At 56.0% G+C, this 26,764-nt stretch carries 30 protein-coding genes and 1 pseudogene; 19 read left to right on the top strand and 12 right to left on the bottom strand.

The features are described from left to right. Window positions 1-74 precede the first annotated feature (74 nt). Window positions 75-1,376 carry an MFS transporter gene (locus tag NFC81_RS00455; protein ID WP_304995565.1) on the top strand — a complete coding sequence of 434 codons (1,302 nt, stop codon included), beginning with the start codon at window positions 75-77 and terminating at the stop codon, window positions 1,374-1,376. On the opposite strand, the gene NFC81_RS00450 is transcribed toward NFC81_RS00455, so the two are convergent. Next, the gene (locus NFC81_RS00450; RefSeq protein WP_304995564.1) at window positions 1,359-2,141 is read right to left on the bottom strand and encodes an NRDE family protein; all 783 of its coding nucleotides are present in this window, start codon (window positions 2,139-2,141) and stop codon (window positions 1,359-1,361) included. The two genes, NFC81_RS00455 and NFC81_RS00450, sit on opposite strands and share 18 nt — an antisense overlap. Before the next feature lie 37 nt (window positions 2,142-2,178). Beyond that, window positions 2,179-3,576, bottom strand: a complete 1,398-nt coding sequence (gene argH / locus NFC81_RS00445; RefSeq protein ID WP_304995563.1) for an argininosuccinate lyase — start codon at window positions 3,574-3,576, stop codon at window positions 2,179-2,181. Window positions 3,577-3,789: 213 nt separating this feature from the next. Here argH and NFC81_RS00440 point away from each other — a divergent pair, with 213 nt between their 5' ends. Beyond that, complete coding sequence (locus NFC81_RS00440; protein WP_304995562.1) at window positions 3,790-4,842, top strand: histidine kinase; 1,053 nt, start codon at window positions 3,790-3,792, stop codon at window positions 4,840-4,842. Next, entirely contained in the window at window positions 4,842-5,561 is a 720-nt protein-coding gene (locus NFC81_RS00435; protein WP_304995561.1) for a LytTR family DNA-binding domain-containing protein, read from the top strand. Before NFC81_RS00440 ends, NFC81_RS00435 begins: the two co-directional genes overlap by 1 nt. Before the next feature lie 2 nt (window positions 5,562-5,563). On the opposite strand, the gene NFC81_RS00430 is transcribed toward NFC81_RS00435, so the two are convergent. From NFC81_RS00430 to NFC81_RS00410, 5 genes are all read right to left on the bottom strand, one after another. Beyond that, window positions 5,564-5,812 carry a YfhL family 4Fe-4S dicluster ferredoxin gene (locus tag NFC81_RS00430; RefSeq protein ID WP_304995560.1) on the bottom strand — a complete coding sequence of 83 codons (249 nt, stop codon included), beginning with the start codon at window positions 5,810-5,812 and terminating at the stop codon, window positions 5,564-5,566. Between the two features lie 16 nt (window positions 5,813-5,828). Next, window positions 5,829-6,317, bottom strand: coding sequence for a pantetheine-phosphate adenylyltransferase (gene coaD, locus NFC81_RS00425; protein WP_304995559.1), 489 nt, complete (start codon window positions 6,315-6,317; stop codon window positions 5,829-5,831). An 83-nt stretch (window positions 6,318-6,400) separates the two neighbouring features. Further along, a complete protein-coding gene (locus NFC81_RS00420; protein ID WP_304995558.1) occupies window positions 6,401-7,864 on the bottom strand; it encodes a coniferyl aldehyde dehydrogenase in 1,464 nt (487 codons plus the stop codon). A gap of 9 nt (window positions 7,865-7,873) precedes the next feature. Next, window positions 7,874-8,461, bottom strand: coding sequence for a 16S rRNA (guanine(966)-N(2))-methyltransferase RsmD (gene rsmD, locus NFC81_RS00415; protein ID WP_304995557.1), 588 nt, complete (start codon window positions 8,459-8,461; stop codon window positions 7,874-7,876). Then, on the bottom strand, window positions 8,448-9,374 hold the full coding sequence (locus tag NFC81_RS00410) for a hypothetical protein (protein ID WP_304995556.1): 927 nt from the start codon (window positions 9,372-9,374) through the stop codon (window positions 8,448-8,450). The genes rsmD and NFC81_RS00410 overlap by 14 nt, the downstream gene beginning before the upstream one ends. 186 nt (window positions 9,375-9,560) lie before the next feature. Between NFC81_RS00410 and ftsY the strand changes: the two are divergent. From ftsY to trmB, 6 genes and pseudogenes are all read left to right on the top strand, one after another. Next, window positions 9,561-10,472: pseudogene (gene ftsY, locus NFC81_RS00405) on the top strand (signal recognition particle-docking protein FtsY); the annotation flags it as partial. Beyond that, a complete protein-coding gene (gene ftsE, locus NFC81_RS00400) occupies window positions 10,469-11,155 on the top strand; it encodes a cell division ATP-binding protein FtsE (RefSeq protein ID WP_304995555.1) in 687 nt (228 codons plus the stop codon). The pseudogene ftsY and the gene ftsE, both read left to right, overlap by 4 nt. Next, window positions 11,145-12,131, top strand: a complete 987-nt coding sequence (gene ftsX / locus NFC81_RS00395) for a permease-like cell division protein FtsX (protein ID WP_304995554.1) — start codon at window positions 11,145-11,147, stop codon at window positions 12,129-12,131. The genes ftsE and ftsX overlap by 11 nt, the downstream gene beginning before the upstream one ends. 346 nt (window positions 12,132-12,477) lie before the next feature. Further along, window positions 12,478-13,344: an RNA polymerase sigma factor RpoH gene (gene rpoH, locus NFC81_RS00390; protein ID WP_304995553.1), complete on the top strand. Its 867-nt coding sequence runs from the start codon at window positions 12,478-12,480 to the stop codon at window positions 13,342-13,344. 89 nt (window positions 13,345-13,433) lie between these two features. Further along, window positions 13,434-13,799 carry a DUF423 domain-containing protein gene (locus NFC81_RS00385; RefSeq protein ID WP_304995552.1) on the top strand — a complete coding sequence of 122 codons (366 nt, stop codon included), beginning with the start codon at window positions 13,434-13,436 and terminating at the stop codon, window positions 13,797-13,799. Continuing rightward, entirely contained in the window at window positions 13,789-14,484 is a 696-nt protein-coding gene (gene trmB, locus NFC81_RS00380; RefSeq protein ID WP_304995551.1) for a tRNA (guanosine(46)-N7)-methyltransferase TrmB, read from the top strand. The genes NFC81_RS00385 and trmB overlap by 11 nt, the downstream gene beginning before the upstream one ends. A gap of 53 nt (window positions 14,485-14,537) precedes the next feature. On the opposite strand, the gene NFC81_RS00375 is transcribed toward trmB, so the two are convergent. From NFC81_RS00375 to NFC81_RS00365, 3 genes are all read right to left on the bottom strand, one after another. Continuing rightward, window positions 14,538-14,930, bottom strand: a complete 393-nt coding sequence (locus tag NFC81_RS00375; RefSeq protein WP_304995550.1) for a hypothetical protein — start codon at window positions 14,928-14,930, stop codon at window positions 14,538-14,540. A 76-nt stretch (window positions 14,931-15,006) separates the two neighbouring features. Further along, complete coding sequence (locus tag NFC81_RS00370; protein WP_304995549.1) at window positions 15,007-16,134, bottom strand: PilT/PilU family type 4a pilus ATPase; 1,128 nt, start codon at window positions 16,132-16,134, stop codon at window positions 15,007-15,009. 12 nt (window positions 16,135-16,146) lie between these two features. Next, window positions 16,147-17,181 (bottom strand): type IV pilus twitching motility protein PilT, encoded by a 1,035-nt coding sequence (locus NFC81_RS00365; protein WP_304995548.1) that lies wholly within the window; start codon window positions 17,179-17,181, stop codon window positions 16,147-16,149. 91 nt (window positions 17,182-17,272) lie between these two features. Between NFC81_RS00365 and NFC81_RS00360 the strand changes: the two genes are divergently transcribed. The 10 genes from NFC81_RS00360 (at window position 17,273) to NFC81_RS00315 (ending at window position 25,373) form a co-directional block, all read left to right on the top strand. Further along, window positions 17,273-18,016: a YggS family pyridoxal phosphate-dependent enzyme gene (locus NFC81_RS00360; RefSeq protein ID WP_304995547.1), complete on the top strand. Its 744-nt coding sequence runs from the start codon at window positions 17,273-17,275 to the stop codon at window positions 18,014-18,016. After that, window positions 18,013-18,849 (top strand): pyrroline-5-carboxylate reductase, encoded by an 837-nt coding sequence (gene proC / locus NFC81_RS00355; RefSeq protein WP_304995546.1) that lies wholly within the window; start codon window positions 18,013-18,015, stop codon window positions 18,847-18,849. The genes NFC81_RS00360 and proC overlap by 4 nt, the downstream gene beginning before the upstream one ends. Before the next feature lie 9 nt (window positions 18,850-18,858). Beyond that, on the top strand, window positions 18,859-19,446 hold the full coding sequence (locus tag NFC81_RS00350; protein WP_304995545.1) for a YggT family protein: 588 nt from the start codon (window positions 18,859-18,861) through the stop codon (window positions 19,444-19,446). Between the two features lie 149 nt (window positions 19,447-19,595). Beyond that, window positions 19,596-20,711 carry a homoserine O-acetyltransferase gene (locus tag NFC81_RS00345; protein ID WP_370529917.1) on the top strand — a complete coding sequence of 372 codons (1,116 nt, stop codon included), beginning with the start codon at window positions 19,596-19,598 and terminating at the stop codon, window positions 20,709-20,711. Then, window positions 20,701-21,297, top strand: a complete 597-nt coding sequence (gene metW / locus NFC81_RS00340) for a methionine biosynthesis protein MetW (protein WP_304995543.1) — start codon at window positions 20,701-20,703, stop codon at window positions 21,295-21,297. The genes NFC81_RS00345 and metW overlap by 11 nt, the downstream gene beginning before the upstream one ends. Continuing rightward, entirely contained in the window at window positions 21,294-21,761 is a 468-nt protein-coding gene (locus NFC81_RS00335) for a DUF4426 domain-containing protein (protein WP_304995542.1), read from the top strand. Before metW ends, NFC81_RS00335 begins: the two co-directional genes overlap by 4 nt. Then, complete coding sequence (gene rdgB, locus NFC81_RS00330; protein ID WP_304995541.1) at window positions 21,758-22,369, top strand: RdgB/HAM1 family non-canonical purine NTP pyrophosphatase; 612 nt, start codon at window positions 21,758-21,760, stop codon at window positions 22,367-22,369. Before NFC81_RS00335 ends, rdgB begins: the two co-directional genes overlap by 4 nt. Continuing rightward, the gene (gene hemW / locus NFC81_RS00325; protein WP_304995540.1) at window positions 22,366-23,508 is read left to right on the top strand and encodes a radical SAM family heme chaperone HemW; all 1,143 of its coding nucleotides are present in this window, start codon (window positions 22,366-22,368) and stop codon (window positions 23,506-23,508) included. Before rdgB ends, hemW begins: the two co-directional genes overlap by 4 nt. Before the next feature lie 120 nt (window positions 23,509-23,628). Further along, window positions 23,629-24,066: a transcriptional repressor gene (locus tag NFC81_RS00320; protein ID WP_304995539.1), complete on the top strand. Its 438-nt coding sequence runs from the start codon at window positions 23,629-23,631 to the stop codon at window positions 24,064-24,066. After that, on the top strand, window positions 24,066-25,373 hold the full coding sequence (locus NFC81_RS00315) for a peptidoglycan DD-metalloendopeptidase family protein (RefSeq protein WP_304995538.1): 1,308 nt from the start codon (window positions 24,066-24,068) through the stop codon (window positions 25,371-25,373). Before NFC81_RS00320 ends, NFC81_RS00315 begins: the two co-directional genes overlap by 1 nt. 46 nt (window positions 25,374-25,419) lie before the next feature. Here NFC81_RS00315 and ruvX read toward each other — a convergent pair whose 3' ends face one another. Then, window positions 25,420-25,878, bottom strand: a complete 459-nt coding sequence (gene ruvX, locus NFC81_RS00310; RefSeq protein ID WP_304995537.1) for a Holliday junction resolvase RuvX — start codon at window positions 25,876-25,878, stop codon at window positions 25,420-25,422. Window positions 25,879-25,885: 7 nt separating this feature from the next. Then, window positions 25,886-26,764 (bottom strand): energy transducer TonB, encoded by an 879-nt coding sequence (locus NFC81_RS00305; RefSeq protein ID WP_304995536.1) that lies wholly within the window; start codon window positions 26,762-26,764, stop codon window positions 25,886-25,888.

The following is a 26,764-nucleotide window of genomic DNA, read 5'->3' as shown; positions in this document are numbered from 1 at the left end:
CATCGCATGAACGGCTGGAGCACCTCGTGGTAGCATGCGCCCTGTTGGCCCAAAGCACTGTCAAGGAGACCGAAATGCCCCGTTACCTCATGCCACTCGCGGCATTGTTCACCGGCGTCGCTTTACTGTTGCTGGGCAACGGGCTGCTGAACACCATTGTGACCTTGGCGGGCGAGCATCGTGGTTTTTCCACCACTTTATTGGGTGCGCTGAGCTCAGGCTACTTTCTGGGGTTTTTCATCGGCATCTGGATCGTCGTACCGCTCATTCGCCGTGTGGGGCATATTCGCGCCTTTGCGTTCTGTGCTGCCCTGGCAGCAGCGGCCAGTTTGATTCATACGCTCAGTGCACACCCTTTGATGTGGTTCTTATTACGCGTTATCTACGGGGTCGCTCTGGTTTCCTTGTACGCCATCATTGAGAGCTGGCTCAATGCAGCCGCACCGGCAGAGCAGCGCAGTAAGGTATTTTCCATCTATATGGTCATCAGCCTGGGCGCGGTTGCTCTAGCCCAGCAATTGCTGCGCCTCGACAGCCCGGCGGCGTTCACCTTGTTTGTTCTGGCCGCGGTGTTGCTGTGCCTTGGCCTTCTACCGGTCACCATGACCCGCTTGGCCCAGCCAAACAATTTGGAATTGCCCAGTTTTAAGTTCGATGTATTGTGGAAAGGCTCACCGGTCGCCGCAGCGACGTCGGGGTTTTCCGGCTTGGTGTTGGGTGCTTTCTGGGGCTTAGCCCCTGTATTTGCGGCGCGCTCTGGCTTGGACGCCGGAGGCATTGCGGGCATGATGAGTGCGGCCATCGTCGGCGGCATTGTCGGGCAAATTCCGCTGGGTTATTTCTCCGACTCGCACGACCGACGCTTGGTACTGGCGGTGATGATGGTGGTAGCGGTCGTTGTGTCCGTGTTAATGCTGTTTTTCACCAGCCCATCTTGGTTGTATCTGTTTATGGCAGCCTGGGGGGCGATGACCTTTGCGCTCTACCCCATTGCGATCGCCTTGATGGTAGATCACCTTGAGCCGGACGATGTGCTGTCCGGCTCCAGCGGCTTGCTGATGTTATATGGCGTGGGGGCGGCGTTTGGGCCGCTCATCGCAGGCGTATGGATGGACTGGCAAGGCGTATCAGCCCTGCCGACCTACTTTGCTGTGATGCTGGCGATTTTGCTCGGCATTCTGCTGTACAGCATCCAACAAACCCCGGATGAAGGTATTGACCACCCCGGTCACTTCTCGCCGATGTTGCGTACCACCCCACAGGGCTTGGAGATGATGCCGGACGCACCGGAAGATTTCTCGGAATTTACGGGCACCTTCAACGACGACGAAGGCAGCGTATTGCCCGTAGACGACGACCTACCAGAAACCCGGTAAGCGAAATTGCTGACCCGCCGGTAACGGCGTACCCGGTCCGGGCAACAGGGTTTGTTCATAGAGCTGCGCCTCGCCCTGTGCAGTAACCAAAAAGCCGGTTTGCGCCCGGGTGCCGTACTCTGGAATATCGATCCATTGCGCCGACAACGCGCGCTCCCAATCCAAGGCAATACCGGTACGGGGTAAAGCTTCGTCTGGCGCACGCGACCGACTGGAGAGCAATAGCGCCAAATCCCGAACCGAAGAAGGCTCCGCCATAAAGTCTTTGAGTTGCTGGTGCGCCAAAGTCGTTTTCGGCCATGGTTCGTCCAGAGTCCCATTGCTGAGACTGTAGACTCCAGGGTCGAGGGCACGCACACCGGGCACCCGATTGCTCAAATACCATATCCCCGAGGCATCGCCTGCCACTAGGTTAAAACCTTGATACTGATGGCCGCGCAGCTCTATCGCCTTCAAACACTCAGGTATGGACTGCGCCGTCAGCAGTACCTTGGTTACTAACTCACCTCTTGACGGTGCTTTTATATCCGGTGCTGGCAACTGACGAATATTCGTCAGTGCCGCAAAGCGCCCAGTATTGGGTCCGCGCGCGATGACGCCCATCCAGGTTCCACCGGCTTGCAAATCCTTACCGGCCAACAGACTGGGTTGATCGGGCCAATAATCCAACGCTCGCGTGGGGCGCGCATAGAATTCATCGCGATTGGCCGCCAGCAACAGCGGGTAATCGTCATGCTGCTGATAGGCAAAGGTGATCAAGCACATACTGCAGCCCCCACGTTGGCGCCTAAACCAGAATCACTTAGCCGCGCTGTGACAATAAGTCACGCGCCCGCTGCGCCGCCGCGCGCACCTGCTTGGGTGCGGTCCCGCCGAGATGGTCACGCGCCGCGACTGAGCCTTCCAGCGTCAGCACCGCAAAGACATCATCCGCGATGGTATCGCTGAACTGCTGCAGCTCTGCCAACGTCATCTGACCGAGGTCTTTATTCTGCGCGATACCGTAAGCAACGGATTTACCCACAACTTCATGGGCATCGCGGAAGGCCATGCCCTTTTTCACCAAGTAATCGGCGAGGTCGGTCGCGGTAGAAAAACCACGAATGGCCGCTTCGCGCATGCTGTCACGCTTGGCACGAATGTGCGGAATCATGTCGGCAAATGCGCGTAACGAGCCGCCTAAGTTGTCAACAGTGTCGAAAATCGGTTCTTTGTCTTCTTGGTTGTCTTTGTTGTAGGCCAAGGGTTGCGACTTCATCAGTGTCAGCAAGGACACCAAGTGACCGAAAATACGGCCTGACTTGCCGCGTACCAGCTCCGGTACATCAGGGTTTTTCTTCTGCGGCATGATCGACGAGCCGGTGCAGAAGCGGTCGGGCAGTTCGATGAAATTGAACTGCGCCGAGGTCCACAACACCAGCTCTTCGGACATACGCGACAGGTGCATCATGATCAAAGACGCGGCACTGGCAAATTCAATGGCAAAGTCCCGGTCGGATACGCTGTCCAGGCTGTTTTCCGTTGGCTTGTCGAAGCCCAATAATTCAGCGGTATAAACCCGGTCAATCGGGTAGGTCGTACCTGCCAAGGCTGCCGCACCCAGGGGCAAGACATTAACCCGCTTGCGACAATCCACTAAGCGGTCATAGTCACGCACCAGCATTTCATTCCAGGCCAAGAGATGGTGCCCAAAGGTCACCGGCTGTGCTGTTTGCAAGTGGGTAAAGCCCGGCATAATGGTGTCAGCTTCTTGCTCGGCCAAGTTGATCAGCCCGGTCTGCAAACGTGTGATTTCGGCCAGCAGGTGATCAATTTCATCGCGCAGATAGAGGCGGATATCGGTCGCAACTTGGTCATTACGTGACCGTCCGGTGTGCAGCTTTTTGCCCACCAAACCAATTTTATCGGTCAGCGCTTTTTCAACGTTCATGTGCACGTCTTCCAGTGCCACACTCCATTCAAAGCGCCCAGCTTCAATGTCGGCCTGCACTTCTTTGAGACCACCGACAATTTGGTCACGTTCGGTGTCAGTCAACACCCCCACTTTTGCCAACATGGTCGCATGAGCAACCGAACCAGCGATGTCATGACGGTACAGACGACGGTCAAAACCTACGCTGGCGGTAAACGCCGCGACAAAGGCATCGGTGGATTCGCTGAAACGACCGCCCCACTGGACGTTAGTCTGAGTGTCTGACATGTTGGCTCCGTAGTAGATGGAAAGTCTTGTAGAGAGCCTGTTGTAAAGCGTTGCGAGTACAGCAGCTCCCTGTAGCCGCGAGTATACACCATACAGGGACACAGCAAAGGCACACAAAAAAGCGGCCTAACCCACATTTCACAGCACCGACGATTGGCCTATTGCTGCGTAGGGGTTAAGGTTGGCTCAAGAACACTACGACACCCTACTTCCATGGCCTTTATCAGCAGAAGCAATGCCCCCGGTTTATGCAGCGACACCGCCGCGTGGTTTGTGTTGTTGATCTGCCAACTGTTGGCGTTGATATATGCGCTCTTAGGCGGCCCTGAGCATTTTTGGTGGCAGCTGGCCATGGCTTCTCTTTACGCACACTGGGTAGGGCTGATTGGCCTGGTCACGCTGTGTCAGTTGCAACGCCGTGGTATTGACGGCTCCCGCCGCCTGCATTGGTTGTGCTATTGGTTGGCACTCAGCGTTATTACACTCGCGGGCTTAGCCTTGGGTTACCGCTTGTTGGCGTGGCTACTGCCAGCTCAAGCGGCACCCTCCTCTACCGTTCCAGCCATGCAAGCGTTGGCCATCGTGCTCTTCTGTGCTTTGTTGTTGCGCTACTGGTATTTGCAACACACCCTGGCATTGCGCCAAAAAGCCACGACACAGGCTCAGTTAGACGCCTTACAAGCTCGGATCAATCCCCACTTTTTGTTCAACGCCCTGAATGCTATCGCTGCCTTGGTGCGCCAAGACGCTCGGCAAGCCGAGAACGCCGTAGAGCAGCTGTCTGATCTGATGCGCGCCAGTTTACAGCCCAATCAAACACTGATTACACTCGCCGAGGAGTTGGCGCTGACCCAGGCCTATGCGGGTCTTGAACAGGCCCGCTTTGGTGAGCGCTTGCGCCTCGACTGGCAAATTAACAATGAGTTGTTGCAGCAGCCACTACCGATCCTGTCGCTGCAACCCTTGGTAGAGAACGCGGTTCGCCATGGTATTGGTCGGTTGGTTGAGGGTGGGATTGTGACCGTGAAGACCTACCGCGACGACCGTCGCTGGTGGATCAGTGTCAGTAACCCGCTGCCGCCCAGCACGGCGTCGCACGATAATGTGGCAGGCAACGGCATAGCCTTGGACACCCTGCGCGCCCGCGGCGAGGCCTTGATTGGCGACGCGTTTGAACTGACGATAACCAGTACGGACGAACTCTATACCGTAACCATGTGCTTCACGCACCGCACCGACACCCACGATGATACCCGGAGTCTTTGATGCAAGTACTGATTGTAGACGACGAAAATCTGGCCCGTAGCCGCCTTGAGCAACTGGTCCGCGATATCAACCCAAACGCAACGGTTTATCAGGCAGCCAGCACGCTTGCAGCACAACACTGCATTGAGGCAACCCAGGCCGACATCACTCTGGTGCTGCTCGATATTGAAATGCCGGGTGGCAGTGGGCTCGACTGGCTGAGCGTCTTAAAAGAGCGGCACAATCCACCGGCGGTTATTATGACTACGGCGTACAGTGACTATGCCCTGCCCGCCATACAACAGGGCGCCGACGGCTATTTGTTGAAGCCAATCAAGCGGGTGGATCTCGAAGATACCCTCGCCCGTGTCCGCAAGACCCATCGTTTACACCAGACACCAGCAAGCTCGGCGAGCAGCCGAATCTGCTTAAACGCCGACGGTAAAGGCGACTACCTCGCCATCACGGATATACGGTACTGCCAAGCAGAAGAACGCTGGGTTAAGGTAGTCACTGAGCAGCATGAGTACATCAGCGACCGCCCGCTTAAAGACTGGGAGGCCTTGGTGGGTGAGCAGCTTTTACGTATTCACCGCAGCTTTTTATTGAACCCGAGCTATATGCGCACCTTGCGACGCTTAGAGGGGCATTACGAGGTAGAAATTGATCAAGCGGTGCGTTTACCGGTCAGCCGACGCCATGCTCAAGCGGTTAAGACCCGTTTACGCGGTACGAACTAACCTCAGGCCGCCGTAATCAGGTGGTACTTATCCATCAACTGCTCTTTGGTTTCCACGCGATTCGGGTCAAGTGGGATACAGTCAACAGGGCATACTTGCTGACACTGCGGCTCATCGTAGTGTCCGACGCATTCCGTGCATAGGTTGGGGTCGATCACATAGATCTCTTCACCCTCGGAAATAGCGCCATTCGGGCATTCGGGCTCGCAGACATCGCAGTTGATGCAATCGTCGGTAATGATCAGTGCCATGGTGTTCTAAATGCCTCTATTTTTCCAACTGACCGCTTTTTTCTTTCAGGGCTGCAGCCACTGCGGGGTGAACAAACTTGGCCACATCGCCGCCCAGCAAGGACACTTCGCGGACCAGCGTGGAGGAGATAAAAGAATAGTGTTCAGCAGGTGTCAGAAACAGACTTTCCATATTATCGACCAGCGCGCGGTTCATATTAGCGAGCTGGAACTCATATTCGAAGTCCGACACCGCGCGCAAGCCACGCAAAATAGCTTGGGCGTTTTGCTCTTGTACGAAGTCCACCAACAGATTACGAAAGCCCAATACAGTGACGTTCGGAATATCCTCAAGTACCGTGGTGGCCAGCTCAACACGCTCGTCGAGACTGAACAACGGCCGCTTCTTCGGGCTTGCCGCCACGCCAACCACGATGTGGTCAAACAACCGACTGGCACGCTCAACCAAGTCACGGTGACCGATGGTGATCGGGTCAAAGGTACCGGGATAAACAATGGTCACCATAGTGTCACACTCTCTCAGTTTATGACTGGGGATCGCATGGTAGCGCGAAACCCCAGCATGACTCAACTTCCTGCCAACGAGACTTAACGTCCGACCAAGCGCTGCATCAATTTATGCACGCCGCGTCCAAAGGGTGGAAAGATCATGGGGATCGCGCTGAGGCGACCATGTTGCACGAGCGAACGGGCGTGTGAAAAGGTGTGGAAACCTTCAATGCCATGGTAAGCCCCCATGCCTGACGGCCCAATGCCCCCAAATGGCAACTGGTCGTAAGCCACATGCACCAAGGCGTTATTGGTCATCATGCCGCCACTGTGCGTTTCGACCAACAGGGTGTCGCGGGTGCGCGTGTTGTAACCAAAGTAATACAACGCCAACGGCCGTGGTCGTGCATTGATATAGGCGATGGCATCGGCTTCTTGCCGGTAGGTAACCAGTGGCAGCCACGGACCGAAGATCTCTTCTTGCATCAAGGCTGTATCGTCGGGTGCGTCCGTAATGATCAATGGCGGCAGCTTTATCTGCTGTTGCCAGTCATCCGCCAGCGTCCAAGGAGCGTGCCACTTAGCGCCAGCATCCACCGCCTCCTTGAACCAGCCCAACAAACGCTTGCGTTGGCGGTCATTCACAACGCTGCTGTAGTCGGGGTTATCGAGGTAATCCGTGTAAAAGCCGGCCATGGCCTGCTTGTAGTGTTCGATAAAGGCCGCCGCCTGATCTTCCTGCACCAGCACATAGTCGGGCGCTACGCAGGTCTGCCCTGCGTTCATGCCTTTGGCAAAGGCGATGCGCTCAGCGGCTTCTTTAATCGGCGCACGCGCGCCTATAAAAGCCGGCGACTTGCCGCCCAATTCCAACGTCACCGGCGTCAAATGCTCGGCCGCAGCGCGCATAACCGCCTTACCCACTGAGGTCGAACCGGTAAACAGCAGATGATCAAAGGGCAGCTGACCGAATTCCACCGCCACATCGACATCGCCTTCCACCACAGTCACCAAGGTGGTGTCAAAATAGCGAGCGATCAGACTGGCAAAACAGGCGGAGAACTCAGGTGTGGCTTCCGACATCTTGATCATGGCGTGATTGCCGGCCGTTAAGGCACTGATCAATGGGCCGGTGGCTAAGTACAACGGATAATTCCAAGGCACGATGATACCCACAACACCCTTGGGCTGGTAATGCACCGCCGCACGGCTAGGCCAGAACGTCCAGTGCGATAAACGACGCTCAGGGCGCATCCAACCTGGCATCTTCTTTAAGTGATAGTCAATGGACGACAGCGTCGGAATGATTTCGGCAAACAGGGTTTCGTCGTGACTGCGATGACCAAAATCAGCTGCAATAGCGGTGCAGATCAACTCTTGATTCTCCGCCACCAGCCGCCGCAACAAACGCAGGCGACGCTTGCGTTCCAAAAGGTCAGGGCAGCGCTGCGTTTCAAAGGCCGCCTTTTGGCGCTCAAACCGAGTGTTCAGCGTGGGCTGCTCGCTCATCTTGCTTTCTCCTGTAGGCCGGTCATGGTGCCGGTCTTGGCTATTGTCGTTCATTTATTGGGTTCAGTTCTTACGCACTAAGTACTGCACCAAAGAACCACTCTTTTTGTCTTTTTCCACTGTCCAAGCCGCCCCCCAAACCGGCGCATAGCTGGCGGGAGCTTCGACATAGATCAATGCACCGCTGCGCACGGCCGGCGCGGCCGCTATGGCGGCAACGGCTTGTTCAAACAAATCGGCGGCAAAGGGCGGGTCCAAAAAAACCAGATCAAAGGTATCAGGTACTGCTTGAATCCAACTAAAGAAATCCGCCGTGACCACGCTGCTGCGTTCAGCGCAACGAAAAGTCTGCACCGTTTGATTGATCGCCTTAGCCGCCACGGCATCACGCTCGACAAAGGTGCAATGTGCCGCAGCGCGGCTCAAGGCTTCCAAACCCAGTACGCCACTACCTGCAAAACCGTCCAGAATACGGCGTCCCGCCAGATCATACTGCAGCCAGTTAAACAACCGCTCACGCTCACGCTCCAGGGTTGGCCGCAAACCGGGTCGTACTGCAAAGTGAAAGCGGCGCCCGCGCATTTCTCCACCGGTAATGCGCAGACTGTTTTCGCTGCGCTGAACCGCTACGGTTTTGTTATTGCGTGGCACTGATGCGCTCCCGCCAGACTCGGGAAAAGGTGGCATAATCCAACGTACGGGTACGCGTGGTTTGCGTCGCCATATAATCGGTGCTCAATCCGAACGCAGCCATGGTCATCATGTACCGACTGATTTGCTGTACCGACCGCTCAGTACGATAGGCCTGATCAAGAAACGCCGCCTGTACCCGCTCAAATTCCGCCTGACTGGGCACCTGGCGGTGCTCTGGAATCAACGACGAGTTAATCAACGCAATACTGCGTTCGCCGCGATGGTCCCAGCTCAGCTGGATGTCGTAGCCATCCAGTCGATCACGCAACAGTTCTACTGCCATGACAAAAGCCAGTTGATCCTGAGTACCGGTTGGCGGGCTGGTCAGGCGCGTTATGGCCGCGCGCGGCTGCGCCACAAAGGGAATAGCCGGGCCGCGGCTGCGCGACAGAATAGTCACCAACTGTTCGGTTAAGGCCGCATTGAGGTCTCCAACCAGCACATAGGTGGTGTCGGGTGATGGCGGCGGCAGCCACTCCGTCAAGAAATCGAGACTGACTTCAAGCGCGGCTTGTTCGACGGGCGAGCGCAAATACACAATAAACTTGTCGTTGCGCGCTGTGGTGACCAGATCCTTAGAATCCGGGATAGGAATGCGTGCAGTTGGTAGGCGCGGTTCAAGAACACCGATTTCCACCACCCCACTGCCAGGCAACGCTGCCCACCATACCGGCTGCCCTGAGATGCGCTCGCGTTGCACCGGAACTTGTCCCATATCAAACAGCGTTTGCAGCGGCTCGGCGTTGTTCGAAGTGGTTTCTTCTCCGCCCATTTCATTCAGCACGTAGATCAGTGGAATCAACACGAAGATCAGAATCCACATGTTACGGCGGCTGAATAATTTTTTGTCTTCTGTTTGCTGCTCAGTCACAACTAATACACACGCGTCAGTTTTGCTACATTCTGCATTCTGTTAGGATTCATCGCCAGTATTTCCCTATTATTAGTCTCCAATCGGACACCATTCATGTTTGGTTTTGGTAAAAAGAACAAAACGGCCCCTGCGGCCGCGTCAAACACGGCCAGCGAAGACAATGCCAGCGGCTTGTTTAGTAAGGTTTTATCGGGCTTGGGTAAAACTCGAGCCCATCTCAGCGACGGCCTAGCGCAGTTGTTTCTTGGCCGTAAGGAAATCGACGACGCCCTGCTGGAAGACATTGAGACCCAACTCCTAAGTGCGGATGTCGGCATCGCCGCCACCTCAGACATCATTGCCGAGCTGACCGCACGTGTGCAACGCCGGGACCTTAAGGACGTTGAGGCGCTGCAAAATGCCCTGCAAGAACAGTTAGCGGCATTGTTGGAGCCCGTCAGCCAGCCACTGGATACCTCAACGCACAAACCCTTTGTGATCCTAATGGTCGGCATCAATGGTGTGGGCAAAACCACCACCATCGGCAAACTCGCCCATCAGTTCAAAGCCGAAGGTAAGTCTGTGTTGCTGGCCGCCGGGGACACCTTTCGTGCCGCTGCTGTTGAACAATTACAGAGCTGGGGCGAGCGCAACGACGTACCGGTGATCGCGCAGCACACCGGCGCTGACAGTGCCTCGGTATTGTTTGATGCCCTGCAGGCGGCCCATAAGCGTGAGGTGGATGTGCTGATTGCCGACACGGCGGGCCGCCTGCACAACAAAGACAACCTGATGAACGAGCTGGAAAAAGTAGTCCGGGTCATGCGCAAGCTCGATCCTGACGCTCCGCACGAAGTCATGCTGGTGCTCGACGCCGGTACCGGTCAGAACGCTGTGATGCAGACCAAAACCTTCCTCGATGCGGTCGGCGTAACGGGCCTAACGCTCACCAAGCTGGACGGCACCGCCAAAGGTGGCGTGATCTTTGCGCTGGCCAAGCAGTTTGGCATACCGGTGCGCTACATCGGCGTGGGCGAACAGGCAGCGGACTTGCGGCCCTTTAATGCTGAAGAATTCAGCGCTGCGCTATTTAACCGGGAGTCACCCAACGCATGATCCTGCTTGATCAGGTCACCAAACGCTACGATGGCGGGCACGAGGCACTGCGCAACGTGAACCTGCACATTGAGAAAGGTGAGATGGTGTTCATCACCGGACACAGCGGTGCAGGCAAGAGTACGCTGTTGCGCCTGATCACCCGCATCGACATAGCCACCACCGGCCAAGTGCGGGTCAACGGCCAAATGCTGAACCGCATGCGTAAGGGACAGATTCCCTTTTATCGCCGCGAAATCGGCATGGTGTTCCAGAACCACCAACTTTTGATGGATCGCACGGTTTTCGAAAACGTGGCGTTGCCGTTGCGCGTCGCGGGCTGCACCACGCAAGACATTCAACGCCGGGTGCGCGCCGCGCTCGATAAAGTGGGGCTCTTAAAACGCGAAAAATACTACCCCATGATGCTGTCCGGTGGTGAACAGCAGCGCGTCGGCATCGCCCGCGCCGTGGTCAACAAACCGACCATTTTGCTCGCCGACGAGCCCACCGGTAACCTTGACCCCGTGTTATCACGCGACGTCATGAACCTGTTTGCTGAATTTAACCGTGTCGGCACCACAGTGGTCATTGCCAGTCACGATCTCGGCCTGATCGCCCGTATGCCGTATCGCGTTATTACGTTGCGCGACGGCCAATTGGTGAAGTCGTCGGCGCTGGAGGGCATTCGCAATGGTCTCTAGCAAAAAGAAGCCGGTTAACCGGATGAAACGACGGGGCTACACCCCGCGTGAATTTAACAGCCAAGCCTGGCTGAGCCACCATCAACACCTGTTTATTGAAAGCCTGCGCGATGTCATCAAACAGCCGTTTTCCAACGCCTTGACCTGGTTGGTCATTGCTGTGGCACTCGCATTGCCCGCGCTGTTATTTGTGACCCAGAAAAACCTCGAACAACTGGCTGGACAATGGCAGGACGGCGCACAGGTATCCTTGTTCTTATACGACCGGGTGGCTGAGCGCGAAGGGCGCTTGCTGGCGCTGGACATCCGCGATCGCCCGGAAGTGCGTGAAGCCTGGTACCTGTCGAAGCAGGAAGCCATGGCTGATTTTGCCAGCTGGCTGGACATGGGCGGCGTTATCGAATCGCTGGATAATAACCCGCTGCCAGCCACCATCGTCGTTCTGCCGGTGAGCCAGACCCGCGCTGACATCGAAGTGCTGGGCGAAGTCTTAGGCTTGTTGCCTGAAGTCGCCGACTTGCAACTCGACATTGAGTGGGTGCAGCGCCTGGAGAACATCAATGAGTTCCTGCAACGCGCCATGCTGGCGATTGCCTCGGTACTGGGCTTAACAGTTTTGCTCGTCGTCGGTAATACCATGCGCATGGCCACCGAAGCGCGGCGCGATGAGATCATGGTGGTCAAGCTGGTGGGTGCGACGCACAGCTTTGTCCGGCGCCCTTTTTTGTACATGGGTCTGTGGTACGGCTTTTTCGGCGGTATAATGGCCTGCTTATTGGTTTGGGGCAGTCTGGCCTTACTCAATGAGCCCGTCAGTTCGCTGGCACAAAGTTACGGCAGCGCGATGCAATTGCGCTCGCTGCACTTCGGCGAAGGCTTATTATTGCTGCTCTCCGCCATGCTACTGAGCATTGTCAGCACCTGGGTAACGGTGTCCCGGCGACTCGCCCACATTGAACCTAATCCAGTCCTGTAGGGAGCAACTAAAAACCCCCTTTTCTCAAGCTGGCGTTGTTAAAAATGGCCTCAAAATGCTCACTGGCCTGCCAGAACGACCATAGGTCGGCCCGAAGGGTGAGCAAAGCGAATATCTACGTACAGTAAACTGCGCTTTCTCGGACATTTTTGCCTATCCAGCTTTTCGCCTTTGAGGTTTTTAGATGCTCCCTGTAAGCCGCGCGTAAAATCGTCTCGGATATAGGGAGTTTTTACAAAATATGCTAACATTCCGACGATTGGCATAGTGTGAAGCCATGGCCGGTTGTCCTACTGAATGAGGCAACGGGTTAATTCGACAATTGTTTCGAGGTGAAAAGACCGACATGACCAAACAGCTACCGGTTTTAGCAATCGACACCATGAGCCCTGGTGGCAACCTGGAATCTTACATCCAGGCCGTCAACAGCGTGCAAGTGCTGACGCCGGAAGAAGAGCGGACATTGGCCGAGGAACTCTATTACCACGGCGACCTGTCTGCAGCCCGTCAGCTGGTACTTTCGCACATGCGCTTTGTGGTACACATCGCGCGCAGCTACTCTGGCTATGGCCTGCCGTTGGCCGATCTGATTCAAGAAGGCAACGTCGGCCTGATGAAGGCGGTTAAGCGCTTCAACCCGGAGGTGGGCGTACGTCTCGTATCCTTTGCGGTGCATTGGATCAAGGCTGAGATGCACGAGTACATTTTACGCAACTGGCGCATTGTGAAGATCGCCACCACCAAGGCGCAGCGCAAATTGTTCTTCAACCTGCGCAGCTCAAAGAAGAGTCTGGGCTGGTTGAACCCTGAAGAAGCACAGCGTATTGCCGATGATCTCGGTGTATCGCAGAAGATCGTCTACGACATGGAAGGCCGCCTGACCGCTCAGGACGCTACCTTTGACGCCGATGATGACGACGAAGATACCCCGTTTGCGCCGGCTAACTACCTGAGCGACCAGCGTTACGACCCGGCGCGCCAAGTTGAAATGGCGAACACCGAAGACGACGCCAACGATCGCCTGTACGCCGCGCTGGAGAACTTGGACGACCGCAGCCGGGACATTCTGAACCAGCGCTGGCTGGGTGATCAAAAGAGCACCTTGCATGAGCTGGCTGACCAGTATGGCGTGTCCGCAGAGCGCATTCGCCAGTTAGAAAAGAATGCCATGAAGAAGATAAAAGAAGCCATGAGCGAGGCCTCTTTCGCCTGATTAACTGAAACTTCTGTTATGATTCTGAGCCGCAGCATTCGCTTTCAAGCGACCTGCGGCTTTTTCGTTTCTAACAAGAGATACACCGCGTGAATCAACGACATCTACTGATCGCCTGTGGCGGCGTTGGGATGCTGGCCATCGGCCTAGGCGCCTTGGGCGGCCACGCACTGCGCGACGTGCTGAGCGTCGAACAACTGACCACCTGGGAAACCGCCACGCGCTATCTGGTGTGGCATGTCCTCGCTGCCTTGGTACTCTCACTGGCGCACCCACATTTCTGGCGCTGGCCTGCCGCTGTTTTACTGACCGGCGGCGTCTTGTTCGGCGGCAGCCTTTACCTGTGGTTACTGACCGACCTGCGTTGGCTGACCTTTATTACTCCGCTGGGTGGCTTCACCATGATCGGCGGCTGGTTAACCCTTCTGATAAAAAGTATTCAATATGAACCCTGAAGAACCGCTCTTCAAGCGCACCATTCGTAGCTTTGTGATGCGCACAGGCCGCATGACCCCCGGCCAAGAGAAAGCCCTAAATGAACAGTGGCCACTGTATGGCATCGACGCCGACGGCACTCCGCTGGATTTCGCTCAGCTGTTTGGCCGCCCTGCACCCGTGGTGTTGGAAATCGGTTTTGGCATGGGTGATTCGTTACTCGACATGGCTCTGGCCTCACCTGACAAGAACTTCATCGGCATCGAAGTCCACCTGCCCGGCGTGGGCCGGTTGATGAACCGCGCCCACGAAGCCGGCGCGACCAACCTAAAGGTCATGAAAGAAGATGCGGTAGAGATTCTGAAAAAGCAGGTGCCGGATGGCAGTTTGGCGGGTGTGCAGATTTTCTTTCCCGACCCATGGCACAAAAAGAAGCACAACAAGCGCCGCATTGTACAACCTGAGTTTGTGGCCTTATTAGCGCAGAAGATGGTGCCCGGTGCAGTGTTGCATTTAGCGACCGATTGGGAAAACTACGCCGAGCACATGATGGAAGTCATGACCGCCGCGCCGGATTTCAACAACACCCAAGGCACAGGTCAGTTTACTGCCGGACGCCCGGCGTTCCGGCCGGAAACCAAGTTTGAACGACGCGGCCACAAACTGGGCCACGGCGTGTGGGATTTACTGTTCGAACGGGTATAACGGAAAATTTAACACACAGTACGACGGATGACGCTGCGCCCTTCCGCCATCCGTCAGTACCAACCCACACCCAAATTAACCTCAACCTGCCACGACAAATCGTGGCGGATCTTGGCAACCGGAGTAGCGTGCACACGGTCAATCCAGAACGCATGACCGACGCCGAGCTCACCTAAAATAGGCTCGTTGCTGTGCAGGCGAGAGCCGACTTGCAGTATGTATCCGGAACGCAGCGCACCGGTGCGGTAAAAACGCACCGACGGGGTTAACAATAGGCCTTCGTTGTCTTGGGTGAAATCGATGCCCACTCCGGCCCCCCATGAAAAGTGATCGGACAGGCGGCGTTCGTAAACAACGTTCGGATGCCCCTGGACCCACCAGCCCATGTCCGTACCCGCTGCTTGTCGCAACCCAGCACTCTGAGCCTGCGCTGCGCCAAACAACAAGCAAATCACCACACCTGCTGCTTTGATTATACTTGCCTTCCCATTCACCGCGGTTTACCTGCCTTCGTCATATGCCTCAATAGGGGTCATCACTCTGAATTGTCAGTCCAGCGGCCCGCCCTTGTAGGTGTTCGGAGTCTGCTTCCTGATCCAGCTTGATCATCAGACGTAAGTCGTTGGCCGAATCGGCGTGTGCCAGAGCATCTTCGTAGGTGATTTCACCGGCCGAATACAGCTCGAACAATGCCTGATCAAACGTCTGCATCCCGACATCATTACTCTTTGCCATCAAATCTTTGAGTGCATGTACTTCACCTTTACGAATAAGGTCAGACACCAGCGGCGTATTCAGTAAGACTTCGACCACGGCGCGCCGACTTTTACCGTCCGGCGTAGGGATCAGCTGCTGCGCGACGATAGCGCGTAAGTTCAACGACAAATCCATCCACAACTGACGCTGCTTTTCCGACGGGAAGAAGTGCATGATACGGTCCAACGCTTGGTTGGCGTTGTTGGCGTGCATGGTGGCTAAACACAGGTGACCGGTTTCGGCAAAGGCAATCGCATAGTTCATGGTTTCGGTGGAGCGCACCTCACCGATCATGATGACGTCCGGGGCCTGCCGCAGCGCGTTCTTCAGGCCGATTTCAAAGCTGTCGGTGTCGATCCCCACTTCGCGCTGCGTAACAATACACCCCTCATGCTGATGGATAAATTCGATGGGGTCTTCGATGCTGATGATGTGGCCACGCGAGTGCCGATTGCGGTGTCCTAGCATGGCGGCCAGCGAAGTCGATTTACCCGCCCCCGTTGCACCCACAAAGATCACCAAGCCACGTTTGGTCATGGCCAGCTGTTTCAGGACTTCAGGCAAGCGCAGCTCATCCATTTGCGGGATGTTCACTTCGATGCGCCGCAACACCATAGCCGCCAGGTTGCGCTGATGCATGGCACTGACGCGGAAACGGCCGATGCCGCGTGCGCTGATGGCAAAGTTACACTCTTGCGTTTCAGTGAACTCTCGTCGTTGCTTTTCCGTCATCACCGCAAACACCATTTCTCGGGTTTGCTCCGGCGTCAGTGGCGACTTGGTAACCGGCACAATACGGCCGTTCACTTTGATGCTCGGCGCGACACCGGCGGTAATAAAGAGGTCGGAGGCACCCTTATCGACCATGACGCGGAGTAAGGCTTCGAAATCCATAATCGTGTTCCGTTAGAAATTTTCCGGTGACTTGGCTTTATGACGGGCTTCTTCTGACGTAATGATGCCCTTTTGAACCAGATTTTGTAACGACTGATCCATGGTAATCATGCCTTGCGACGCGCCGGTTTGGATCGCGCTGTACATCTGCGCCACCTTGTCTTCGCGGATCAGGTTTCGAATCGCCGAGGTGCCGCGCATGATCTCGTGGGCTGCCACACGCCCGCCGCCTTTACGTTTAAGCAGAGTTTGCGATATGACGGCTTGTAACGATTCTGACAGCATTGAGCGAACCATGGATTTTTCCTCGGCGGGAAAAACGTCGATGATACGGTCGATGGTCTTGGCCGCTGAGGTGGTGTGCAGCGTGCCGAATACCACGTGGCCGGTTTCTGCCGCCGTCAACGCCAGACGGATGGTTTCAATGTCTCGCATCTCACCCACCAGAATGATGTCCGGGTCTTCCCGCAGCGCCGATCGCAGAGCTTCGTTGAAGCCCAACGTATCGCGCCCCACTTCGCGCTGGTTCACTAGGCAGCGCTTGCTTTCGTGTACGAACTCGATGGGGTCTTCCACCGTCAACACGTGCTCATAGCGATGTTCGTTAATGTGGTTGATCATCGCCGCCAAGGTGGTTGACTTACCAGAGCCAGTTGGGCCCGTTACCAAGACAAGCCCACGCGGAGCAGCGGCGATGTCCTTGAAGACCTCGCCCATGCCCAAATCTTCCATGGTCAATACCTTGGAGGGGATGGTACGGAATACGGCGCCAGCGCCACGGTTGTGATTGAACGCGTTAACACGAAAACGCGCCACACCGGGTACCTCAAAGGAGAAGTCGGTCTCCAGAAACTCCTCGTAATCTTTGCGCTGCTTGTCGTTCATGATGTCATAGATCAAACCATGCACTTCTTTGTGCGGCATGGCGGGCAAATTAATGCGGCGAACGTCGCCATCGACACGAATCATGGGTGGCAAATTGGCGGACAAATGCAAGTCAGATGCGTTCTGTTTGGCGCTGAACGCTAAGAGTTCTGTAATATCCATGCTAATCCTCTGGATGAATGGTTTTGCCGACGACTTGAGAAGGCTAGAATACTGGATTCAGAGCTCTTCGAGTAGGTAGCAGACAGCAACTATGGCTAACATAACAGAGCGCTGGCGTTCAGTCCGTGAAAAAGTCGACACTGTGGCGAAACAATACGGGCGATCACCAGAAAATGTACGCGTCTTGGCGGTCAGCAAGACGTTTCCTGCCCACGACGTGGAAGAGGCTTGGCAGGCCGGTGCGCGTGAATTTGGTGAAAACTACGTACAGGAGGGTATTGAGAAGATACAATCGCTGCCGAACCTCGCGGCAACCTGGCATTTTATTGGGCCTTTGCAGTCGAACAAAACGCGTCCCGTGGCGACGCATTTTGACTGGGTGCATACCATAGATCGCTTGAAGATCGCTCAACGCTTGAATGACCAACGGCCGGACGACTTGCCACCTCTGAAGGTGTGTTTGCAGGTCAATATCAGTGCCGACCCTGATAAAGCGGGTGTCCGCGAAGATGAAATTCTAGATTTGGCTGAGGCTGTACAGGCGTTACCACGGCTAGAGTTGCGTGGCCTGATGACCATTCCGGCGCTCGACCTCGACGCCGCCACGCTAGCCCAACAGTTTCAACGCATGCAAGCTTGGCTGGAACGGCTGCAGACGCTCTATCCGGCAGTGGATACCCTGTCGATGGGCATGAGTGACGACCTTGAGTTAGCCGTACAACATGGTAGTACCTGCGTTCGTATCGGCCGGGGCATTTTCGGTCACCGAGCCGCCAAACTGTCGACTGGCAAAGCATCGGCGGACAATTCAAACAAAGCAGAAGGGACCCAATGAACCATTCTCCCCGTATCGCCTTTATTGGTGTAGGCAACATGGCCGGCGCCATTGCCGCAGGCATGATAAAAAATGGCTTTTCGCGCCACGAAGTTTTCGGCACCACCCGCTCGGCAGACAGCGCTCAGCGCGCCTCTGCGGCCTATGGCATTGACGTGCACACCGACAACGCTGCGGCCATCGCGCAAGCCGATGTCGTGGTATTGGCGGTCAAACCGCAGATGATGCAAGCCACTTGCCGCTCGCTGAAAGCCGACCTACAAGCCCGTCAGCCTTTGGTCGTGTCGGTCGCGGCTGGAATCCGCGCCGAAGACCTAGAGGATTGGCTGGGCGGCAACCTCGCCGTCGTGCGCTGTATGCCCAATACGCCGTCGCTGGTCGGCGCCGGCATGAGCGGCCTGTACGCCAATGCGCGCACGACCGAGGAACAGAAAGCACTCACGACCCGTATGTTTAAGGCCGTCGGCGGCACCGTCTGGGTTGATCGCGAAGAAGACATGCATACGGTCACGGCGATTTCTGGCAGCGGCCCGGCGTATTTTTATCGCTTTGTGGAAGCCTTGATGAAGGCCGGTCAAGCGCGTGGGCTGAGCGAACAGCAGGCGCATGAGCTCGCCACCTGTACGGCGCTGGGCGCGGCGCGTATGATGACGGAAACTGAGGACAGCCCGGCGCTGCTGCGGCAGAAGGTATGTTCACCCAAAGGCACCACTGAGCAGGCCATCATGACCTTTGATCGTGAAGGCTTGGATACTATCGTCGAACATGCGGTACAGGCCTGTTTTGGCCGCAGTGAAGAGCTGGCTCGCGAGCTGGCAGTTAAAGACACCTAGGAGCGTTTCATGGCTGAGATTTTAGTACTGGTTCTGAAGACGGCATTTGCCATTGTCTTGATCGCCACATCGGCGCGTTTTCTGGCGCAGTTTGGGCGGCCCGACCCGCGCAACCCGATTGCCGATACCACCATTCGCATTTCGCAGCCGTTCATGGGGCCATTACGTCGTGTCGTGCCCGGCGTGGCAGGGTTCGATATTTCCGGACTGGTGGTGATTTGGGCCGCGCAAGCCATTCTCGCGGCTTTGTTGATGGGGCTGGTGTACAACAACAACCCAACAGACTTTTTAGGTCCGTTGTTGGTTGGCGCACTCTTTGCCACCTTGGGATTGATTCTCGAAGTGCTGCGCTGGTCGATGATCATTGTCGCCATCGGCAGCTGGCTCGCGGGCGGTCAACCTAACCCGCTTTTAGGCTTTTTAGCACAGATGATTGAGCCCTTTGTGGCCCCCTTCCGCAAGCTGAACCTGCAAGTAGGGGTACTTGATCTGAGTTATATCTTGGCCTTTATGGTGCTGTACATTGTGAAGATGATGTTGGTTGGCGTGGCCGCCAGCACCATTGGCAACATTCGTATATTGTTCGTTGGGCTGTAAGCGAGGCTAAGGCTACCTTATTTTTCGCGACCCACGAGTCGGCTGGGTGACAGGCCCAGCCGGGTTTCCTCTCTTTATAGCCACTATTTGACGGAACGACATTGAACGAGAAACTGGCGAACAGTGTGGGCATTGTGACCCCACAACGCATGACATTTGATGAGCCGTTGCCTTTGCGCAGTGGACGTGTACTGGAGCAGTACGAGCTGGTGTACGAAACCTACGGCACCCTGAATGCCGACAAGTCGAACGCCATCTTGATCTGTCATGCCCTGAGCGGGCATCACCACGCGGCAGGCTACCACAGCGCCGAAGACACCAAGCCCGGCTGGTGGAACGATTGTATCGGCCCCGGCAAAGCCATCGATACCGACCGCTATTTTGTGCTCAGCCTGAATAACCTAGGCGGTTGTCACGGTAGCACTGGCCCCACCAGCATCAACCCGGCCACCGGCAAGATCTGGGGGCCGGATTTCCCGGTCTTCGCGGTGCGCGATTGGGTGAAAAGCCAAGCTCGGCTGGCTGATGCCTTGGGTATTTCGTCGTGGCTGGCCGTTGTGGGCGGTAGCTTGGGCGGCATGCAAGCACTGCGTTGGTCCATCGACTACCCCGAGCGCGTGCGCGCCTGTGCCATCATCGCCTCGGCCCCCAAGCTCACGGCTCAGAACATCGGCTTTAACGAGGTGGCACGCCAAGCCATCATCAACGATCCAGACTTCCACGAAGGGCGCTACATCGAACACAACGCCTACCCCAAGCAAGGGTTGTCACTGGCGCGGATGCTGGGCCACATTACGTATCTATCCGACGAAAGCATGCGTGATAAGTTCGGCCGCGACCTGCGCAAAGGCACCCTGAGCTTTGACTACGATGTGGACTTTCAAGTAGAAAGCTACTTGCGCTACCAAGGTGAGCAGTTTTCGGCGAACTTCGACGCTAATACCTACTTGTTAATGACCAAAGCCTTGGATTATTTTGATCCTGCGGCCGATCACGATGGCGACCTGGCGCGTTGTCTAGCACAAGCCACGGCCCGTTTTCTGGTGATTTCATTTTCCACCGACTGGCGTTTTGCCCCGGCGCGCAGCGAAGAAATTGTGAATGCCTTGATTCATTCGAAAAAAGAAGTGACTTACCTCGAAGTCGACGCGCCGCAAGGGCATGATGCTTTTCTTTTCCCTATCAAGCCCTATGTGAATGCATTAACTGCTTTTTTAGCGCGTAATTTTGATGATGTTCAACGGGAGAACCGCGGTGCGCATTGATTTAGAGCTGATTGCCGAGACTATTCCGAAGGGTGCTCGCGTTCTAGACTTAGGGTGTGGCAGTGGTGAACTGCTGGCCCATTTGCGTGACCATCACGGAACTGTCGGCTTAGGCGTGGAAATTGAAACAGACCGAATACTAGACTGTATCAAACAAGGAGTACCCGTTGTACAAAAAGACCTAGATACCGGCTTGGGCAATTTCCTGGACCACAGCTTTGATATTGTTGTCATGTCGCAGTCCTTACAACAGATGAAAGCTCCTCACCGTACTCTTGCTGAAATGCTTCGTATTGGTCGCGAAGCCATAGTCACTATTCCGAATTTTGGTTTTTGGAACGCGCGACGTTATTTAACCTTCTTAGGTCGCATGCCGATGTCTAAACTCCTACCCTATGGCTGGTATGACACACCCAATATTCATATGTGCACCCTGCGCGACTTTGAAGACCTGTGTCGCGAGCAGAACGTGCGCATAAAACAGCGTACTGTAGTCGATAGCCAACATCGGTCGCGCAAACTGATTAACCTAATGCCCAACTTCCTTGGTGAGGTGGCCATTTACCACATTGAGAACAACGCATGATGTTTATTTCCACTCGTAATGCGCTCTGCACCATGGCGCTACTGCTGACGTGCTTGTCGTCCGGCGCACTGGCCCAAAGCGGCCAACGTCAGGTGCACGGCCCTTGGGAGGCACATTACATCGTGCTGCCCACCACCGCCCTACAACCTGAAATTGCCGCGCGTAATGGCATTACCCGCTCGAACAACATGGCCTTTATCAATATCTCTATATTGGATGGCCGCGAAACACCCGCCATGCCCCACCCGGCGACGCTGAGTGGACAATCTCTCAACCTCGTCGGCCAGCCCATTTCGTTGGAATTCCGCACCATTACCGAAGGGCAAGCTATTTACCACATCGCGGTGTTTCGCTTCTCGCACCGTGAAACTCTGCGCTTCCAGCTCAATTTCCAACCGGAAGGCGATAGCCGTAGCTACGCCCTACGTTTCAGCCAAGCCGTCTACCGTGAGGATCGACCATGAGCAACCAATTGGTATTAGCCAGTGGCAACGCGGGTAAATTAAGCGAGTTCCAAGGTCTGCTGCAGGACCTGCAAATTGAAGTAAAACCACAGAGCGATTTTCGCGTCAGTGATGCCGAGGAAACCGGCTTGACCTTCATCGAAAACGCCATTTTGAAAGCGCGCCACGCCGCACGAATCACCGGCTTGCCCGCCTTAGCCGATGACTCCGGCTTAGAAGTCGACTTCCTCAACGGCGCGCCCGGCATCTATTCTGCGCGTTACAGTGGCACTCATGGTGATAATGCTGGTCATATCGCCAAGGTGCTCACGGAGTTAGAAGGTGTACCAGAAGCACAGCGCACCGCGCGCTTTGTCTGTGTACTGGCGCTACTGCGCCACGGTGACGACCCTCGGCCATTGATCTGCCAAGGCACATGGGAAGGCCGTATTCTAGCGGTTCCACAGGGTGACGGCGGGTTTGGCTACGATCCCATCTTTTATGTCCCAGAACATCACTGCAGCGCCGCCGAGTTACCCCAAGATATCAAGAATCGACTCAGCCACCGTGGCCAAGCCAGTGCGTTGTTCCGCGCGGCGTTGTCGGATTGGCTTTCGTCTCCAGCATGAGCCCGCTGAATCCAGCCAGCATTCCACTGGCGCTTTACGCGCATTTTCCGTGGTGCGTGCGCAAATGCCCCTACTGCGACTTCAACTCGCACACCCATAGCGGTGAGTTGCCTGAAAGCGCCTATGTCAGCCAGCTGATCGGAGACCTGAGTGCTGAACTGGCTCGCGTACCCGAACGCCGTATCAGCAGCGTATTTTTTGGCGGCGGCACACCCAGCTTGATCAGTGGCCGAGAATTAGCGCGTTTTCTGGATGCATTGCGCGCCAGCGGCCAGCTAGAAGACGACGCCGAAATTACCCTAGAAGCCAACCCTGGCACCGTCGAGCGCCAGTATTTTGCCGACTACGTGACCGCTGGCGTAAACCGCTTCTCACTTGGCGTACAATCGTTCAACGATCACGCGTTAACGGCGCTGGGACGTATTCATAACGGCGACGATGTGTATCGCGCCTGGGATTTACTGCAGCAACTCAACGTACAGCGCATCAACATCGACCTGATGCACGGCCTACCCGAGCAAACCCCGGCGGGCGCGTTGGATGACCTGCACAAAGCTTTGGCACTCGATCCTGGGCATCTCTCTTGGTACCAATTAACCATCGAGCCCAATACGGTGTTCTACCGCCAACAGCCGACCCTGCCCAGCGAAGACGCACTGACCGAAATTGAAATAGAGGGCCAGGCTGTATTGGCTGAACACGGCTATGTGCAGTATGAAATTTCTGCCTACGCCAAGTCGGGCCACGACTGCCGGCACAACCAAACCTACTGGACCTTTGGCGACTATCTGGGCGTTGGCGCAGGCGCGCACGGCAAGATCACCGGACCAGATGGTATCTGGCGTACCCAACGCACACGCATGCCCGAACACTACCTGTCTGCCATAGACTTTGGCCGTAAAGCTCAATTAATCGAGCGCAGTGATCTGCCTTTCGAATACATGCTGAATGCGCTGCGCTTAAAGCAAGGTACCGACCATGCGCTGTTTTCGTCCCGCACAGGCCTGAGTCAGCAAATCCTCGAACCCATGCACAGTGAACTTGTCCGTAAGGGCCTAATGCAGCCGGATCGCCACGCCCTAAGCGACCGCGGCTGGTGGTTCTATAACGATGTGGCCGGGGCTTTTTTAACCACCTAACCGGACACCGTAGTTTTTTAGCGCAGGCCTTTACAATTGCAACATAATTGCATTAGCACATTTCCTATGCTAAAAACCGCCACATAGATAGCTAAACAGAATAAACAGGGACGTGAGTTCATGACCAATTGGGCCCAACAATTAAAAGCACAAGGCCTGCGCGCCACCCCCGCTGCGCAGGCAGTACTGGCAGAGTTACAACGCACCAACAGCTCGTTGTCGCACGATGAGCTAACATCCCGCTTGACGGCGAAACTCGGCGCCAACACACCCGATCGCGTTACCATTTATCGTGTCTTGGAGCGCCTGGTCAGTTCAGGATTGGTGGCTTCATTAGCCACTACCAGTCGCGCCCGCCGGTTCTGCCTGCACCGGCCATCCGCTTTAGCGCAATTCGAATGCAATCGCTGCCACCGGATCACCGCGCTTTCACCGGACGCCCAACTGCAAAGCGCCCTTGAAATCATTCAACAACGCCTGCACAGCATGGGCATGACGGCGCTGCATCCCGCCATCGCCACCCAGGGTGTGTGTGCCGACTGTACGGAGCCTGCGTAATGTTGACCAAAGTAAATACGCTCCCCGTTCCTCGACTACATCTCGTGCTCATTCTCTTTTTGGCCGTCGTGGTTGCCGTCGCGGCGTTCTTCACACCGAGCTCGGCTGATGGCACGGCGCAACCACCGGAAGATCAGCTGGCCATGATTCTGGCCCCAGAAGCCCTGTCTTTGCAGCCTCCGCTGGGTCTGCCCGGGCCGACCGAAATGCGTTATACCGTGCAGAGTGGCGATACACTGAGCACGATCTTTGATCGACTTGGCCTCGGCCAGACGGTGATGTACCAAATTCTCGGTGCCGATGAAGCCATACTGGCGTTGGACACCATTCGCCCCGGCCAAACGCTGTGGATGCGCTTTTCGCCCGAAAATCTGGCGTTAGAGGAAATGGAATTATTCATTCACGCGGGGAACCGCATTCTCTATCGGCGGGTCAACGACACCCTGTTTGAATACGAAGAATTGATCACCGACGGTGAATGGCACAATGAATTGGTCAGCGGAGAAATCGCCGGTATCTTCTATCTCTCGGCACAGCGCGCCGGCTTGTCGATTGCCGAGACCGCGACGGTGACCTCGATTTTTCAGGACCGGCTGGACTTCGCTCGTTCAATTCAAGCCGGTGATCGCTTCCAAGTGGTACGCAGTGTGCAGTACGTCGATGGGGAGCCCACTGGACAAACGCGCATCGAAAGCGCTCGCATTCAGCGGCGCAACCAAGAACACAGCGCATTTCTATTCAGTGACGGGCGCTATTACGACAGCGAAGGGCAAAGCCTAGCGCGCGCTTTTATGCGCCTGCCTATGTCTCGCCAGTATCGCATCAGCTCATCATTCAACCCACGCCGCGTGCACCCAGTGACGGGGCGCATTGCCCCCCACAACGGCACCGACTTCGCGATGCCCATTGGCACCCCTGTGCTGACCACCGGCGACGGTGTGGTGACACGGGTCGGCAACCATCCCTTTGCCGGGCGTTATGTGGAAATACAGCACGGCGGTCAATACAAAACCCGTTACCTGCATTTGGACCGTGTGTTGGTGAACCGCGGGCAGACCGTCACGCGCGGGCAGCGCATCGCGTTAAGTGGCAACACAGGCCGGTCAACTGGACCACATTTGCACTTTGAGTTACACGTCAATGGGCGGCCAGTGAACCCCATGACAGCCAATATACCGCTGGCGCAGTCGGTACCGGACGAGGACTACCCAGAGTTTTTAAAACGGGTTGAAGAGCAGATTGCGCAGCTCGATGGCATTGGTGTGATGCTGGCCGGCCAACACGGCCCACCATTGAGTCAGCTTTAATGGCGACTCAGGCGGTGGGTGCTTTTTCATTTTGAGTGGGCGCGCCCTACGTTGGCAAGGCAATGGTGTGGTTCGGCCAATGCTCCAAACTGTCCAAACTCTCAAACCACGACTGAAATATCAGCGCAGCGGCTTGGCTATCCACCGAGTGCTTGCCAAAGTCAGAAACCCCACGGGCGCGTTCAACGCGCTTAATAGCATCCGACGTTAGGCGTTCATCCCATGCCAAGGCGGGTATGGCGAAGCGGCCATGCACGCGTTTGCGAAACTTATCCGCTCGCCGCGTCATATCGCTAGCGGTACCATCCATATTGAGCGGCAAGCCGACGATCACGCCTGCGGGCTTCCATTCAGCCAATAGTGCTTCGATTGCCGCCCAGTCCGGTGTGCCGTTCTGCATCGCCATCGGAGCCAGTGGCCGAGCAGTACCCGTGACCGTCTGACCGGCCGCAACGCCCATGCGCTTGATGCCGAAATCGAACACCAAGAAACTGAGTTCATTCATCCTGACGTCAACCCGTGGTCAGCGGTTGGTCGACTTCGAACCGGAAGGTACGAATGATCTCCAGCAGATCATAGTCTTGGCGCATTTCGGCGGTAAAAGGCTCAAAGGGGGCAGATTGCAAGACAATGCGGCGCGCCGCATCATCGAGCAAAGTTTGACCCGAACTTTCCAGCATGCTGATCGAATGTAAATCACCGTTGGGCGTAATACTGACCAGCAAGCGCACATTACCGCGCAGGCGCTGAGCTCGTGCCGCCTGCGGATAATTAGCATTCCCCAAGCGCTCGACCTTCTCCAGCCAAGCTTGCACATAAGCGGCTTCGGACGCCGCACGCGTGGATACGGCCGTCAGAGTACGTACACGCGGTCTATTGGCATAGTTCTGACGGCGAGTATCCAGCATAGCGCGCAGTGTTGCTATATCCATACTGGAAGTTTGCGTGATATCGATATCGGGCGCGTCCATCATGACATCTTCTGGCTCCGGCAAGGGTGCCAACCCCCAGCTGGCCTCGCCATAGGCGACGATCAAGCGCTGCGTGAGGGGCTCCAAGGGCGCCGAGGCGGTCATCGGTGCAGGTTCGACTTCGCGTACGACGTTGTCGTCAAAGTCCGCCATCTGGTCCGTGGTGATACGCTCACGCTCATCTAGGGTACCACTACCCTCCTGACTGGCTTGCGCCAAAAAATCAGCATCGTCGTTCGGCCGCTGGTTATCCGGTTGCAAAGCCAGGGTCACTTCCATCGTCGGGCGCGGGCTGGACGATGGCGTCACGTCGAACGTAATCCCCAGAATAACAAAGGCGTGCAATACCAAGGCAATAAAACCGGTAAACAACACGCGGTCGTATGCGGATACGCGGGCCTCTGTGATGTTGGTACTCAT

The sequence above is a fragment of the Salinispirillum sp. LH 10-3-1 genome (assembly GCF_030643825.1).
Classification (GTDB): Bacteria; Pseudomonadota; Gammaproteobacteria; order Pseudomonadales; family Natronospirillaceae; genus Salinispirillum.
Note: the sequence above shows the minus strand (reverse complement) of the source record. Positions and strands in the feature narration are given on the sequence as shown.